At 61.3% G+C, this 14,699-nt stretch carries 15 protein-coding genes; 9 read left to right on the top strand and 6 right to left on the bottom strand.

What is annotated here, in order from left to right:
- The first annotated feature begins 291 nt into the window (after positions 1-291).
- Entirely contained in the window at positions 292-459 is a 168-nt protein-coding gene (locus HU743_RS24445; RefSeq protein ID WP_186651726.1) for a metallothionein, read from the top strand.
- Between the two features lie 24 nt (positions 460-483).
- On the opposite strand, the gene HU743_RS24440 is transcribed toward HU743_RS24445, so the two are convergent.
- Both HU743_RS24440 and HU743_RS24435 read right to left on the bottom strand, forming a co-directional pair.
- On the bottom strand, positions 484-756 hold the full coding sequence (locus HU743_RS24440; protein ID WP_186634076.1) for a hypothetical protein: 273 nt from the start codon (positions 754-756) through the stop codon (positions 484-486).
- Between the two features lie 36 nt (positions 757-792).
- Positions 793-1,020 (bottom strand): DUF6555 family protein, encoded by a 228-nt coding sequence (locus HU743_RS24435; protein WP_186551761.1) that lies wholly within the window; start codon positions 1,018-1,020, stop codon positions 793-795.
- Between the two features lie 137 nt (positions 1,021-1,157).
- Here HU743_RS24435 and HU743_RS24430 point away from each other — a divergent pair, with 137 nt between their 5' ends.
- From HU743_RS24430 to mnmH, 5 genes are all read left to right on the top strand, one after another.
- On the top strand, positions 1,158-1,934 hold the full coding sequence (locus HU743_RS24430) for a helix-turn-helix transcriptional regulator (protein WP_186651724.1): 777 nt from the start codon (positions 1,158-1,160) through the stop codon (positions 1,932-1,934).
- A 208-nt stretch (positions 1,935-2,142) separates the two neighbouring features.
- Positions 2,143-2,316, top strand: coding sequence for a DUF1427 family protein (locus HU743_RS24425; RefSeq protein WP_007969534.1), 174 nt, complete (start codon positions 2,143-2,145; stop codon positions 2,314-2,316).
- A 31-nt stretch (positions 2,317-2,347) separates the two neighbouring features.
- A complete protein-coding gene (locus HU743_RS24420) occupies positions 2,348-3,304 on the top strand; it encodes a zinc-binding alcohol dehydrogenase family protein (RefSeq protein ID WP_186651722.1) in 957 nt (318 codons plus the stop codon).
- A 236-nt stretch (positions 3,305-3,540) separates the two neighbouring features.
- On the top strand, positions 3,541-4,575 hold the full coding sequence (gene selD, locus HU743_RS24415; RefSeq protein WP_186623141.1) for a selenide, water dikinase SelD: 1,035 nt from the start codon (positions 3,541-3,543) through the stop codon (positions 4,573-4,575).
- The gene (gene mnmH / locus HU743_RS24410; protein WP_186651720.1) at positions 4,575-5,678 is read left to right on the top strand and encodes a tRNA 2-selenouridine(34) synthase MnmH; all 1,104 of its coding nucleotides are present in this window, start codon (positions 4,575-4,577) and stop codon (positions 5,676-5,678) included. The genes selD and mnmH overlap by 1 nt, the downstream gene beginning before the upstream one ends.
- Positions 5,679-5,788: 110 nt before the next feature.
- Here mnmH and HU743_RS24405 read toward each other — a convergent pair whose 3' ends face one another.
- Positions 5,789-6,463: a histidine phosphatase family protein gene (locus HU743_RS24405; RefSeq protein ID WP_186623145.1), complete on the bottom strand. Its 675-nt coding sequence runs from the start codon at positions 6,461-6,463 to the stop codon at positions 5,789-5,791.
- A gap of 280 nt (positions 6,464-6,743) precedes the next feature.
- Here HU743_RS24405 and HU743_RS24400 point away from each other — a divergent pair, with 280 nt between their 5' ends.
- Both HU743_RS24400 and hemB read left to right on the top strand, forming a co-directional pair.
- Positions 6,744-7,442 carry a glutathione binding-like protein gene (locus HU743_RS24400; protein ID WP_186651718.1) on the top strand — a complete coding sequence of 233 codons (699 nt, stop codon included), beginning with the start codon at positions 6,744-6,746 and terminating at the stop codon, positions 7,440-7,442.
- A 161-nt stretch (positions 7,443-7,603) separates the two neighbouring features.
- Positions 7,604-8,578: a porphobilinogen synthase gene (hemB, locus tag HU743_RS24395; RefSeq protein WP_186651716.1), complete on the top strand. Its 975-nt coding sequence runs from the start codon at positions 7,604-7,606 to the stop codon at positions 8,576-8,578.
- Between the two features lie 126 nt (positions 8,579-8,704).
- On the opposite strand, the gene HU743_RS24390 is transcribed toward hemB, so the two are convergent.
- A complete protein-coding gene (locus HU743_RS24390; protein WP_186651714.1) occupies positions 8,705-10,234 on the bottom strand; it encodes an FAD-dependent monooxygenase in 1,530 nt (509 codons plus the stop codon).
- Positions 10,235-10,389: 155 nt separating this feature from the next.
- Positions 10,390-12,594, bottom strand: coding sequence for a TonB-dependent siderophore receptor (locus tag HU743_RS24385; RefSeq protein ID WP_186651712.1), 2,205 nt, complete (start codon positions 12,592-12,594; stop codon positions 10,390-10,392).
- Positions 12,595-13,080: 486 nt separating this feature from the next.
- On the opposite strand from HU743_RS24385, the gene HU743_RS24380 reads away from it, so the two are divergent.
- On the top strand, positions 13,081-14,172 hold the full coding sequence (locus tag HU743_RS24380; protein WP_186651710.1) for a DUF1615 domain-containing protein: 1,092 nt from the start codon (positions 13,081-13,083) through the stop codon (positions 14,170-14,172).
- Positions 14,173-14,241: 69 nt separating this feature from the next.
- Here HU743_RS24380 and HU743_RS24375 read toward each other — a convergent pair whose 3' ends face one another.
- Entirely contained in the window at positions 14,242-14,643 is a 402-nt protein-coding gene (locus HU743_RS24375; RefSeq protein ID WP_186651708.1) for a hypothetical protein, read from the bottom strand.
- Positions 14,644-14,699: the final 56 nt, after the last annotated feature.

Here is a 14,699-nt window from a genome sequence, read left to right as displayed (position 1 = left end):
CTTTACTTGAGCTAACGCTCATCGTGATGAGTGGTTAGAAGCCAACGCGGTTTGCTTTTGCTTTTGCTTTTGCTTTTCTGTGGGAGCTGGCTTGCCAGCGAAGGCGGCCTGCAAGCCGACCCATATCCATCAGGCTCCACGCGATTCAATTGTAGGAGCGAGCCTGCTCGCGAATGCAATCTGTCCGTAACTCAGTCCCTCGATACCTGCACACTCTGCAACCACCTCCTACACTGTCCCTCACGGTTTGCATTCAAGCCTCAGACAACCACTACTCAAGGAGTCTGTTCCATGCCTGATAAAAAATGCGACTGCCCCAACTGTAATTGCATGATCAAGGAGGGCGAGCATTCGTACGCTGTGCACGGCAAACACTATTGCTGCGAAGCCTGCGCGCATCACCATAAACACGGTGAAGAATGTGCAACGAAGGGTTGCGGTTGCGCCCATCCGAAATAACGACGGCCATAAAAAAAGTGGAGCCTAATCAGGCTCCACTTCCAGTTTCAGACTGTCGTCATCGCGCCGTTCCACATGCCGCACAGTGCCTTGCAGTGTTCGCCCTTCGACCTTGATCACGATGATTTTCGCCTGATCCAGGTCATCCGGCACCGGTGCCTTGACGCACAAGGTGAAGCGGTAAGGGTCGTCCGCGACTGTTTCCAGCCCGACTTCGCAGTTTACCGTTTTGGTTATTTGGCCAAAGAACGTGGTCAGGCCGTAGTCCAGCCGGGCCGGGTGGCAGGTGTCGTTCATCGGGCAATTCCCCCTTGTCCGGTCAGGCCGATATGTTCATTTGGTCTGGCGCCAGGTGACGTTTTCCAGGCCGAATTTTTCTGCCATCGGTTTGCTGGTCTTCTGCACCTGTTCACGGCCAAAGCGCGGGATTCGACCGACGCCCGCGTCGCAGCTTGCCCAATGCCAGGCTTCGGCGTTGTCCATTTTGTCCGAGCGGATAATGAACGACTTGGCTGTGCCATGAAGGGTGTAGTCGATGACGTAGAGTTTTGCGTTGTTCATAAAGCCCGTATTCCTCCCTGTGGTATTAAAAGGAACGCAGTGGGCCGGGAAAATTCCTTTGGATTGTCCGACGGTCTCTATCGTTGGCGACGGGTGGGCTCGCTGGTTACCATGGCGGCTTCGTCAACCCTGCGTGAATGCCCGCCATGGCCCTTGCCGCGCCGCCTGATCTGAGTGATACCGATGTGCCCGTGCAACCGCTGGCGCGAACCTATCCGCGTGGCTTGTTTATCGAGCCGCACGAGCATGCATGGGGCCAGTTGCTGTATGCGATGAGCGGGGTGATGTGGGTCGAGACGCCCCACGAAGCGCTGGTGGTGCCACCGCAGCGCGCGGTATGGCTGCCGCCTGGGGTGCCGCACGGGATTCGTGTGGTGTCGGACTTGCAGATGCGCAACATCTATTTGCGTCCGGCCCTGGCGGCGACGCTGGATGCGACGGTGCAGGTGATCGAGGTCGGCGGTTTGCTGCGGGAGTTGATCATCGGGCTGGTGGAGCAGGGCGACAACGGTCAGCCCGCGTATTACGAAGCGTTGGTCGGGCTGGCGCTGCTGGAGTTGCAACGTGCCAGGCGTTCGCAGTTGAAGATTCCGATGCCGGACCAGTCCGACCGGCGTTTGATGAGCTTGTGTCAGGCGGTCATGGCAGCGCCGTCGCTGGAAATTCCGTTCGAGCAACACGCGCAGAACGCCGGGGCCAGCGTGCGCACGCTGGCGCGGTTGTTCAAGGACAGTCTGGGCATGGGCTTCGCCGAATGGCGGCGTCAGGTGCAACTGGCGACGGCCGTGGCCGCGTTGATCCAGGGCGTGGCGGTGGGTGCCATCGCCCGCGAGCTGGGCTATTCGCCAAGCAGCTTCAGCGACATGTTTCGCCGGGAGCTGGGGGTGGCGCCTTCACAATTTATCACTGGCTGAACGCAACCTCTGTAGGAGTGAGCCTGCTCGCGATAGCGGTGTGTCAGTCAATCAATGTTTACCTGATACACCGCTATCGCGAGCAGGCTCACTCCTACAAAGGGGTTCGGTGAACTCAGGTTTGTCCGAAATTCAGAAGTCCTTGGCCGATGCCGTTGCGCCCCTTTCCCTAGACTCTGCCTATTCCTTCAAGCGGCGGAGTTCCCCCATGAACTACCTCATTTCTCTGGCCATCGGCCTGGGCGTCGGCCTGCTCTACGGCGCGCTCGATTTCCGTTCTCCCGCGCCGCCAGCCATCGCGCTGGTCGGTCTGCTCGGCATGTTGGCCGGCGAGCAGTTGTGGCCGATGGGCCGGCAATTGGTCGCTGGTTGGTTGTCCTGAATTTGCCTTTTCCTATTCGGTGGATGTGCCCATGAAAGCGTTGCAATTCGATCAAACCGGCGACCTGTCTTCCCTGCGTTTCGTTGACGTCCCGACCCCGGCCCCCGGCGTCGATGAGGTGCTGGTGCAGATCAAGGCTGCCGGCCTCAATCCCAGCGATGTAAAAAACGTGCTCGGTCGTTTTCCCTACACCACGTTGCCTCGCATTCCGGGTCGAGATTTTGCCGGTGTGGTGGTGGAGGGGCCGCAAGCGTTGATCGGTCAGGAAGTCTGGGGCACCGGCCGTGAGCTGGGCTTTTTCGCCGACGGCGCCCATGCGCAATTCGTCAAGCTGCCGGCCAGCGGCGTGGCGCACAAACCGGCGCATCTGAGTTTCGCCCAGGCAGCCAGCCTAGGCGTGCCGTACACCACGGCGTGGGATGCGCTGGAACGCAGCCTGGTCAGCGCCGACACGCGCTTGCTGGTGATCGGCGGCGGGGCTGTGGCGACGGCGGCCTTGGCTTTGGCGAAAGTGCGTGGCGCGCAGGTGCTAGCGGCGGCGCGCAGGCCTGAGCAGGTAGCGGATCTGCAGGCGCAGGGCTACCAAACGATTCAACTCGACCGTCCTGAAGAACTCGGCGCACAGGTCAACGCGGTGTATCGCGGCGGCGCCGACGTGATCTTCGACACCACCGGTTTCTGGCTACCGGCCTCGGTGGCGGCACTGGCCACCTTCGGGCGCATCGCAATCATCGCCGCACCGGTGGACGGCCACGTGCAATTGCCGGCGCTGGCGCTGTATCGCAAGGGCGGCTCGGTGGTCGGGATCAATTCGTTGTTGTACGGCGTGGAAGCGTGCGCGGCGATGCTTGAGCAATTTGGCCGGCTCTTCGATGAGGATCGGTTGCCATTGCCGCAAGGGTTGATAGAAGTACCGCTGGCAGAGGGGCCGGCGCGCTACGCCGAGGTCAATCAGGGCGGCGGGGAAAAAATCATTTTGATTCCCTGACGTACATTCCCCACACACATCGAACCCTTGTAGGAGTGAGCCTGCTCGCGATGGCGGTGTGTCAGCTAAACATCCGGCGACTGACACACCGCTTTCGCGAGCAGGCTAACTACCACAGGGAATTGCGTTCAAATGTGGGAGCGAGCCTGCTTGCGAAGGGGCCGCTCAGTCAGCATAAAAATCTGCTGTCTCGCGCTCTGCTAGAATCCGCCCCATTCATAGCCAGAGACTCCCCCATGAGCGAGCCGATTCGTCTGACCCAATACAGCCATGGCGCCGGTTGTGGCTGCAAGATTTCCCCGCAGGTGCTGGAAGTGATCCTTGCCGGTAGCGGCGCACAAAACCTCGATCCAAAGCTCTGGGTCGGCAATGCGTCGCGCGATGACGCGGCGGTGTATGAGATCGATGCCGAGCGTGGCGTGGTGTCGACCACCGATTTTTTCATGCCGATTGTCGATGACCCGTTCGACTTCGGCCGCATCGCCGCGACCAATGCGATCAGCGACATCTACGCGATGGGCGGTGATCCGTTGATGGCGATTGCGATCCTCGGCTGGCCGGTGAATGTACTGGCGCCGGAAGTGGCGCGCGAAGTGATTCGGGGTGGCCGTGCGGTGTGCGATGCGGCGGGGATTACCTTGGCCGGCGGGCACTCGATCGATGCGCCGGAGCCGATCTTCGGTCTGGCGGTGACCGGTCTGGTGGAAAAGCGCCACATGAAACGCAACGACACCGCCACTGCCGGTTGCCTGTTGTACCTGACCAAGCCGCTGGGCATCGGCATCCTCACCACCGCCGAGAAAAAGGGCAAATTGCGCGCCGCCGATGTCGGCGTGGCCCGTGACTGGATGTGCACCCTGAACAAGCCCGGCAGCCGTTTCGGCAAGCTTGCCGGCGTCACCGCGATGACTGACGTCACCGGTTTTGGCCTGCTCGGGCATCTGGTGGAAATGGCTGATGGCAGTCAATTGACCGCGCGCATCGCCTACGACCGCGTGCCGCGTCTGGACAGCGTCGAGTACTACCTCGATCAGGGCTGCGTGCCGGGCGGTACGCTGCGCAACTTCGACAGCTATTCGAGCAAGGTCGGCCGCGTGCAGGAGCTGCACAAACGCGTGCTGTGCGATCCGCAAACCAGCGGCGGTCTGCTGATTGCGGTCACCCCTGAAGGCAACGACGAGTTCCTTTGCGTGGCTGCCGAACTGGGCCTGGACCTGGCGCCGATCGGCGAGCTGGTTGAGCGACAGACGAACGCGGTCGAGGTGATTTGATGCTCCGCGCCAGCACCGACTACCGCGACATTTTTCTCAACGACAGACCGATGATGGACGCCCGTGCCCCGGTCGAGTTTCACAAAGGCGCGTTTCCCGGCGTGGTCAATCTGCCGCTGATGAACGATCTGGAACGGCAGAAGATCGGCACCTGCTACAAGCAGCAAGGGCAGCAAGCCGCCATCGAACTCGGCCATCAACTGGTGTCCGGCGCGGTCAAGGCCGAGCGCATTCAGGCCTGGGCCGAGTTCGCCCGGGCCCATCCCGACGGTTTTTTATATTGTTTTCGCGGTGGCTTGCGCTCGCAGATCACCCAGCAGTGGCTGCGTGACGAGGCCGGCATCGACTATCCGCGTGTTGGTGGCGGTTACAAGGCGATGCGCAATTTCCTCATCGATACCCTTGATCAGGCTATCGCGCAGTGTGATTTTGTTTTGCTGGGCGGCATGACCGGCACCGGCAAGACCGAGGTGCTGGTGCAGTTGCGCAATGGCCTGGACCTGGAAGGTCACGCCAACCATCGCGGCTCCAGCTTCGGCAAGCGCGCCACCGGGCAGCCGTCGAACATCGATTTCGAGAATCGCCTGGCCATCGACATTCTCAAGAAACGTGACGCCGGTATCGATCAGTTTGTGCTGGAGGATGAGAGCCGGGTGGTTGGCAGTTGCGCCTTGCCGCTGCCGCTATACCAAGGCATGCAGGCGTACCCGATGGTCTGGCTGGAAGACCGTTTCGAGGATCGTGTCGAGCGGATCCTGCGCGATTACGTGGTTGACCTTTCGGCGGAGTTTGCCCAAGTCCATGGCGACAACGGCTTTGCGTTGTTCGCCGAGCGTTTGCTGGAAAGTCTCAACAACGTGCAGAAGCGTCTTGGTGGCGAGCGCCATTCGCGGATGCTGCTGTTAATGGAGCAGGCGCTGGCGGAGCAGGGGCGTAGCGGTGCGGTGGATTTGCATCGCGGCTGGATCGAGGGTTTGCTGCGCGAGTATTACGACCCGATGTATGTGTTCCAGCGCGAGAAGAAGGGCGGGCGGATCGAGTTCGCCGGGGAGCGTGGGGCGGTGATCGAGTATTTGCGAGGGCGGGTGAGTCAGAAGGCTTAGCGGTGGATTTGTCGGCCTCATCGCGAGCAGGCTCACTCCTACAGGTGGAACGCATTTCAAATGTAGGAGTGAGCCTGCTCGCGAAGGGGCCCGATCAAGCGATACAAAACTCAGGTCGGACACGTGTCCTTGCCATTATCCAGCCCCTGTTTGTAACTGTGACTCTGCAAGCTGGCCTTGCCGTTGTGCCACTTCAGCGTCAGCACGTACAGCGAGTCGAAGTCGCTGCCTGCCCAGTCTTCGGTGATGCTCTGTTTTTTGCCGACCGCGTTGCCCGCCACCTTGTTGATCAGCTCCGGCAGATAGCCATGGGACCACGCGGTGTAGATCGTCGAGTTGTGGTATTTCTCATCCAGCAGTTCGCGGGCCAGATCGCTGGTGTCGTTGGCGGAAAACTCGATGTTCACCGGCAGGCCGAGCTTGATCGCGGCCGGGCTGATGGTCATCAGCGGGCGGATGTAGCTGTAGGAATTGTCCAGCTCACCTTCCTCGACATTGCGCGTCGGGTTGGCGGCGAACACGTAATCGGCCTTGCCGAATTTTTCCGGCAGCAGCGTCGACAAGTCGATCGCACGGTTCAGGCCCTGACAGTTGAGCTGGCCGAGGCCGCCTTCTGGTTTTTCCGCATGGCGCAGGAACACCAGCGTCTGCGTGCCGTCCGCCGGTTGCGCGCGGCTTTCGCTTGATTCGAGTGACAAAAACAGCGCACTGACTGCCAGCAGGGAGGGCAGGGCCACGTACGCGCGATGTTTGAAGCGATTGGCGAAACGCATAAGGTTCGTCATGAAATAAAGGGTTCTTCAGCAAATCGGTTAAGGCTGACAAACCTTTGCACCGCGGGCTCCCAGCACCGGGCGTTTCCTTGTCGTGAACAGCTTCCTCTGCGAAAAGGCATAGCTCAGAGTCTCCTGAGGGCCATTTGGTTCGATCGTGCAAGTGCGCAGCACTCTAACGGCAACCTTCAACGGCTTGGGGGTAAGTTAGCGACTGGATGTTACGGTTCGTGTAGGCGCTGCAGCAGGCCTACATTATGATCGGCTTTCAATTTGTGACTGGATGCTTCCAATGACCGATCTGTCTGCATTCCCGATTACCCAGAAATGGCCGGCGCAGTACCCGGACTGGATTCAGCTCTACTCCCTGCCGACGCCCAACGGCGTCAAAGTGTCGATCATGCTCGAAGAAATCGGCTTGCCGTACGAGCCGCACCGCGTCGGCTTTGACACCCACGACCAGACGTCGCCGGAGTTTCTTTCGCTGAACCCGAACAACAAGATCCCGGCAATCCTCGACCCGCACGGCCCGGAAGACAAGCCGCTGCCGTTGTTCGAATCCGGCGCGATCCTGATTTATCTGGCGGACAAGAGCGGCCAGTTGCTCGCTCAGGAAGGCGCGTTGCGCTACGAAACCATTCAGTGGCTGATGTTCCAGATGGGCGGCGTCGGACCGATGTTTGGCCAGCTCGGGTTTTTCAATAAATTCGCTGGCAAGGACTTCGAGGACAAGCGTCCGCGCGACCGCTATGTCGAGGAGAGCAAGCGCCTGCTCAACGTGCTCAACACGCGCCTCGATGGCCGCGACTGGATCATGGGCGAGCGTTACACCATCGCCGATATCGCCACGTTCCCGTGGGTGCGCAACCTGATCGGGTTCTATGAGGCCGGCGATCTGGTCGGCATCCAGAACTTCCCCAATGTCACGCGGGTGCTGGAGCGCTTTCTCGCCCGGCCGGCGGTCATTCGCGGCCTGACCATCCCGTCCTGACTCAACACATTCCCCTTGTAGGAGATTTATGATGGTCCGCAGATTATTGCAGACTCAGTAACGCTCTGTTGATTGATCCAGGTTTGTCCCTCGCCTGCCGCAAGGCATAAGCTTCACCCCCTACGACTTTCGTCTCATCCGCTGTTTTCAGGAAAGGCCCCATGTCCAGTCAGTTCCCCGAAGCACGTCCCCGCCGTCTGCGCCGCAATGCGAGCCTGCGCACTTTGTTCCAGGAAACCGAATTCAGTCTGAACGATCTGGTACTGCCGATCTTCGTTGAGGAAGACATCGACGATTTTGTGCCGATCACCAGCATGCCCGGCGTGCAGCGCATTCCCGAGCGCAAACTGGCCAGCGAGATCGAGCGCTATGCCCGCGCCGGTATCAAATCGGTGATGACCTTCGGCGTGTCCCATCACCTGGATAGCAATGGCAGCGATACCTGGCGCGAAGACGGCCTGGTCTCGCGCATGTCGCGCATCGCCAAGGACGCCGTGCCGGAGATGATCGTGATGTCCGACACCTGCTTCTGCGAGTACACCGATCACGGCCATTGTGGCGTGATGCACAACCACGAAGTCGACAACGACCAGACCCTGATCAACCTCGGCAAACAAGCCGTCGCTGCGGCCCGCGCCGGCGCTGATGTGATTGCACCGTCGGCGGCGATGGACGGTCAGGTGCGGGCGATCCGCCAGGCGCTGGACGCCGCCGGGTTCACGCAGATTCCGATCATGGCCTACTCGACCAAATTCGCCTCGGCACTGTATGGGCCGTTCCGCGAGGCCGGTGGCAGTGCGTTGAAGGGCGACCGCAAAAGCTACCAGATGAACCCGATGAACCGCCGCGAAGCCCTGCGCGAATCGCTGCTGGATGAGCAGGAAGGCGCCGATGCGCTGATGGTCAAGCCGGCCGGTGCGTACCTGGACATCATCCGTGACATCCGTGAAGCGTCGAACCTGCCGCTGGCGGCGTATCAGGTCAGCGGCGAATACGCGATGATCAAGTTCGCTGCCCAGGCCGGGGCGATCGATGAGGATCGCGTGGTGCGCGAGAGCCTCGGCGCGATCAAGCGGGCGGGCGCGGATTTGATTTTTACCTACTTTGCGATGGACCTGGCGCTGGCGGGGATCTAAACCTCAACACAAATCCAAACTGTAGGAGTGAGCCTGCTCGCGATAGCGGTGTGTCAGTCGACAAATTCATGTCGGGTAAACCGCCATCGCGAGCAGGCTCACTCCTACATTTGGGGTTGTGGAGTGTCAGTTGAAGTAAGGCCGAATCCCGTGATCGCGCAAGTAGCGCTCTATCACTTTCGGGTCGGCGCTGTTCTCGGCAATCGCCACATAAGTGTCCGGGCGCAGCAAGTAAAAGCCGTTACGCCCCAGACCCGCCGTTTCAAACGCCGGGCGCCAGTCGAACACATGCAGCGGCAGATGGTGTTCATGGCACCAGGCAATCATCTCGTCACTGGTATCGCCGTACACATGCACTTGCCAGCACGGCTGTCTTAGCGGTTCATAGTTATCGCCTTCACCATCATGTGCCCACGGCAAGCGGTCGCCGCCGTGCACATGCCCGGCCACGCCCTGGCTGAGTGGCATGCCGCGGTAGTTGAGGGTGACTTGCGAAACCGTACGGAAAAGGAACTCGCGGCTGGCCTCGAACGCGGCCATTTTCGGGATCAGAAACGGCGCCAAGCGCATGCGCAACATATCTGCCATGCGGCCCTCGGCGGTGACAAAACTGAAGACTTTGTCCGTGGTCGACACCAGTCGGCGGGCGAAGGCGATGCGTTCGGTTTCGTAGCTGTCGAGTAGCTTGGGCTCAGCGCCACCGCCGAGCACGGCGGCGAGTTTCCAGGCCAGATTGATCGCATCGCCGATGCCGGTGTTCATGCCCTGGCCGCCGGCAGGGCTGTGCACATGGGCGGCATCACCGAGCAGAAAGGCGCGGCCGCTGCGAAAATGCTCGGCCACGCGGTGATGCACGCGGTAGGTGGAGAACCAATGAACGTCTTCGATGTGCACTTTCAAGTGGTCGATGGCGCGGCTGCTGACGTCCGGGAATTGCAGGCTGTCGGCACGCTCGGCGCGTTCGTCACGCACGGTACCGATCAGCCGCGCACGACCTTCACTGGCCAAAGGAAACACTGCAAGAAAATCAGCTTCGTCGAGATCCAGATGCAGTTCGCCATTCATCGCCGGGCCGCTCGCGCTCACATCAGCAACATAGAAAATCTGCTGATAGGTGCCGCCGGGGAAGTCGGTGTCCAGCGTCTTGCGCACTACCGAACGGGCGCCGTCGCAACCGGCAAGATAACAGGCCTGACAGACTTCCTGCTCGCCATCGGGCAGACGCAGATGTGCGGTGAGACCGTCGGCGTTCTCTACGAAGCTTTCCAGCGAAGTATTGCGTTCGACGTTGACGCCATAGTCTTCCAGACGCTCAAGCAACAGCCGTTCGTGCTCGTCCTGCGGGAAGATTTCGACGAAGGCGTAGGGCGTCAGGCCTTCGCCGATGCGCTTGAGCGGCAATTGCGCGACGGGTTTGCCGTTGACCCAGAAATTCGCCGCCGCGATTTGATGGCCGCGACGCACGATGGTGTCGGCCAGGTCCAGTTGGCGATACAGCTCCAGTGTGCGCGCCTGCACGGCCAGGGCGCGGGAGGTGGTGCCAGGCGCCGAGGTCTTGTCGATGATGCGCACGCGCACGCCGAGTTTGCTCAGCCACAGGCCCAGCACCAGCCCGGTCGGGCCGGCGCCGATGATCAGGACGTCGCTGCGGTTCATGGGGCTGCCCTCCTGTTGCTGTGCAACAAGTATGGATCAGATGTAGAAGGTAGTCAGTTCCGGCCCCTTCGCGAGCAGGCCCGATCCAGCACCGCAAAAACAAAAAGGCTCCGCAGCCATCACGCTGCGGAGCCTTTTTCACAGGATACGGTCGCTTAAAAGTCGATAGTCCCCGACAACTTCGCCACCCGCGGTTCACCCTGGGTCAAATACCCACCCTGAGCCGACTCCCAGTAGCGCTTGTTCGCCAGGTTTTCCACGCCCAGACGAACAGTGACGTCCTTCTGCGACACCTTGAACGCGTACCGCGCGCCCGCATCGAAACGGTTCCAGGTCGGCAAGCTGAGGTTGTTCGCCGCGTCGGCATATTGCCCGCCGGTGCGCAGCATCCGCGCGTTCAGCGCTACGCCTTGCAGGCCGGGCACGTCCCAATCGGCACCGGCATTGAACTGGAAGGTCGGCACGCCAATGGCGCGGTTGCCGTCGTTGGCGCCGTTGAGGGTATTTTTCAGTTCGGTGTCCATCAGGGTCAGGCCGCTGATCAGGCGCAGGCCTTCGAGCGGCTCGCCGAACACGTTCATTTCCACGCCTTTGTTGATCTGTTCGCCTTCACGCACATAGGTGCAAGTGGTCGGACCGTTGATTTCGCAGTAGCCATCGCTTGGCTGCTCGATGCGGTACACGCCCAGGCTGGCCCCGTAGGTGCCCATGTCGACTTTCACGCCCAGTTCGGTCTGCTTGGAGCGCGCCGGTGCGTAGACTTCGTTGCCATTGGTGACGCGAAAGCCGCCGGAGCTGGTCGGCGAGGTCGGACCCTGCGCCAGGCCTTCGATGTGGTTGGCATAGAGCGACACATGCTCCCACGGCTTGAACACGATGCCGTACACCGGCGTGGTGATCGCTTCGTCGTAGCTCGATTTGCGCCCGCCGCTGCCCCAACTGGCGTAGTTGTAGCCTTGCACGACCATCTGCTGACGACGCAGGCCGGCGGTGACCAGCAGGCGATCATCGAAGAAGCCGAGGGTGTCGGAGATCGCCACGCTGCGGTTGAAGGTTTTGCCGACGATGCCCGGGTCATTGAGATCGCCGCCGGCAAAGTTGCCGACCGGCGCCGGGGTTTGTACCGGGTGATCGATGTTGTTGGGGTAGCGGGTCAAGTCGAAATCATAGGCGCTGCGCTGCTCGGCCCAGATCCCGGTGAGGCCGACATTGAGCTTGTGGCTGACAGGCCCTGTGTTGAATTTGCCGTTGAGCCCGGCCATGACGCTGGTGTTGTCCTCGTCATGGGGCACAAACGAGCCGGTGGTGAACGACGCACCGTTGTTGCCGACCAGCGTGGTCGAGTTGTAGCGGCCGACTTCGCGGGTGTGCTTGGCGCCACCGGCTGCGTAGGCCGTCCAGTTGTCGTTCAGATCGTATTCGGCGCGAAGCATGCCGAAGGTGTCTTCGATATCGGTGTAGCCCCACTCCGGCGCGTAGTTGGTGTCGGCCGACGGCGCGTCCGGCAGGTGCGTGGCGGTGCCGAGGTTGACCGAACTGCGGCCGCCGTTGACGCGTTCTTTCTGGTAAGCGAAGTCGCCGGAAAGGCGCAGCGCATCGCCGCGGTAATCGAGGCCGATGGCAAAGAGCTTCGAGCGCTGGTTTTCGTGGTCGATGGCGGTATCGCCTTCGCGTTGGGACAAGTTGATGCGCGCGCCAAACCGGTTGTCTTCACCGAAACGCTGGCCGATGTCCAGGTGCTGGCCGACGCGGCCTTCACTGCTGATGTCGGTGGTGAAGCGGCGCAGCGGTTCGTCGCCGGCACGTTTGGGTTGCAGGTTGACGCCGCCACCGATGCCCGAACCGGTCGGGGTCACGCCGTTGATAAAGGCGTTGGGGCCTTTGAACACTTCCACGCGCTCCAGGGCGTCGGTGGAAATGATCTGCCGTGGCAGCACGCCGTACAGGCCGTTATAGGAAATATCATCGCCATTGAGCGGCAGGCCGCGAATCATGAAGACCTGCGCCTGGTTGGAGAACCCCGAGGCCTGCCGCACCGATGCATCGTTGAGCAGCACGTCGGCGACGTCTTCGGCCTGTTGATCCTGGATCAATTGCTCGGTATACGACGCAGCGCTGAAGGGCACATCCATCATGTCCTGATTGCCCAGCACGCCCAACTGGCCGCCGCGGGCGACCTGACCGCCAGCGTAGACCGGGGGCAGGGCGTTGGGTGTCGGGGCCTGGGCGTTGATGTTGACGTCGTCCAGCACCAGCTCTTTGCGGTTTTCTTCAGCGGCGTGAGCGGTGAAGGGCAGGGAGCACAGAAGGGCAAGCAATGTCGGGCGCAAGGGGGCGCCGAGTCGAGCTGAAGCGGGCATGTCGATTACCTGGAGGCGCGCGGCCGGTTGGAAAAATAAGGACAGCGCGCAACTCCTTGCGCAAATACGACTCCAGGCGCGAATGATAGGTTTTCGCAGTAACGTTTTGCAATCAGATTGTGACCAGCCTGGAAGGCTCTATGGCGGGTTCTGTGGCAAGGGAGCTTGCTCCCCCTCGGGCGGGTTCTGTGGCGAGGGAGCTTGCTCCCGCTCGGGCTGCGAAGCGGCGCGAATCCTGTCATCGCGGTGCAGCAGATAACCGGGGGGCCGGGTTTGCGACGGCTGCGCCGCCGAGCGGGAGCAAGCTCCCTCGCCACAGGGGGCGGAGCGGGAGCAAGCTCCCTCGCCACAGGGATTGGAGCGGGAGCAAGCCCTCGCCACAGGGGGCGCGCAAGCCGAGGGAACAGGCGTTCGACATCGCAGTCCTAGCCTGCGCCATCCGCTGAACGTATGGTGAGCGCGGCACAACGGACTGGAAGGAACAACATGCACACCCCAAGATTGATCATTGCCCTCGGCGCTTTGCTGCTGCTCGCCGGTTGCGCCAGCCAGCGCAGCCACGAACCGGCGCCGCGCCCACCGGCTGAAGTGAAGGCTGAGATCGTTCGTCTGCTGCCGGCGAAAACCGCCGACCGCCAGGGCTGGGCCACGGATATTTACGCCGCGTTTGCCGCGCAGGGCTTCAGCACAACCACGCAGAATATTTGCTCGGTACTGGCCGTGGCAGAACAGGAATCCACCTTCCAGGCCGATCCGGCGGTGCCCGGTCTGGGCAAGATCGCCCGCGACGAAATCAACCGTCGCGCGGCCAAGGTGCACATCCCCAGCCTGTTGGTCAGCGGCGCTCTGCAAGTGCGCTCGCCCAATGGCAAGACTTACAGCGAACGCCTGAATGCAGCGCGCAGCGAAAAGGAGTTGAGCGCCATTTTCGACGATTTCATCGGCATGGTGCCGATGGGCCGTACGTTGTTCGGTGGCTTCAACCCGGTGCACACCGGCGGACCGATGCAGGTCAGCATTGAATTTGCCGAGGCACACGCCAAGGACTACCCGTACCCGGTGGACGGCACGATTCGCCGCGAAGTGTTCAGCCGTCGCGGTGGCATGTACTTCGGCATCGCCCATTTGCTCGGTTACCCGGTGAATTACCGCGAGCCGCTGTATCGCTTCGCCGATTTCAACGCCGGCTGGTACGCCAGCCGCAACGCCGCGTTTCAGAACGCGGTCAGCCGCGCTTCCGGCATTGCGTTGACCCTGGACGGTGATTTGATTCGCTACGATTCAATCATGCCCGGCAGCACCGAACTGGCAGTGCGCACCCTCGGCAAGTCGCTGGGCATGCGCAACCCGACGATTCGCGATCAACTGGAGAAGGGCAAAACGCTGGAGTTCGAAGAGACCAAGCTCTATCAGCGCGTGTTCGAACTGGCGGAGCGAGCCGAAGGCAAGCCGTTACCGCGCGCGGTATTGCCGGGAATCGTGCTGCAGAGCCCGAAAATCACCCGAAAACTCACGACAGCGTGGTTCGCCAAACGCGTGGACGAGCGCTACAAGCGGTGCATGGCCAAGGCCGGCTGATCCTGCGGACATAAAAAACCCGGCTGCGGGAGCCGGGTTTCTCTGGGGTGTTGCGCTTGCAGTCGTGCATCAGGCCACGCGACGTTCAATCAGACGATCCGAACCGCCTTCAGCCACGCGGCGTTCGATCAGACGATCCGAGCCACCCTCGGCCACGCGGCGTTCGATCAGACGATCCGAGCCACCTTCGGCTACGCGGCGTTCAATCAGACGATCCGAGCCACCTTCGGCTACGCGGCGTTCAATCAGACGATCCGAGCCACCTTCGGCCACGCGGCGTTCGATCAGACGATCCGAACCACCTTCGGCCACGCGGCGTTCGATCAGACGATCCGAGCCACCTTCAGCCAGACGGCTTTCGATCAGCTTGTCCGAGCCGCCTTCGGCGACCAGCGTGTGCGCCGGGGTGGCGGCGAAAGCGTTTACTGCGAAAACCGAGAAGGCGATGCTGAGAAGAGTCTGGCGTTTCATGAGGGTGTGCTCCGGGGTGTTGTTGGTTGGTATGGAGCCGATGTTACGCCCGGATT

Origin of the sequence: Pseudomonas sp. SWRI99, from assembly GCF_014270125.1 — a bacterium.
Taxonomy (GTDB): domain Bacteria; phylum Pseudomonadota; class Gammaproteobacteria; order Pseudomonadales; family Pseudomonadaceae; genus Aquipseudomonas; species Aquipseudomonas hamedanensis.
The sequence above is the reverse complement of the archived record's forward strand: the minus strand, read 5'-3'. Positions and strand labels throughout refer to the sequence as shown.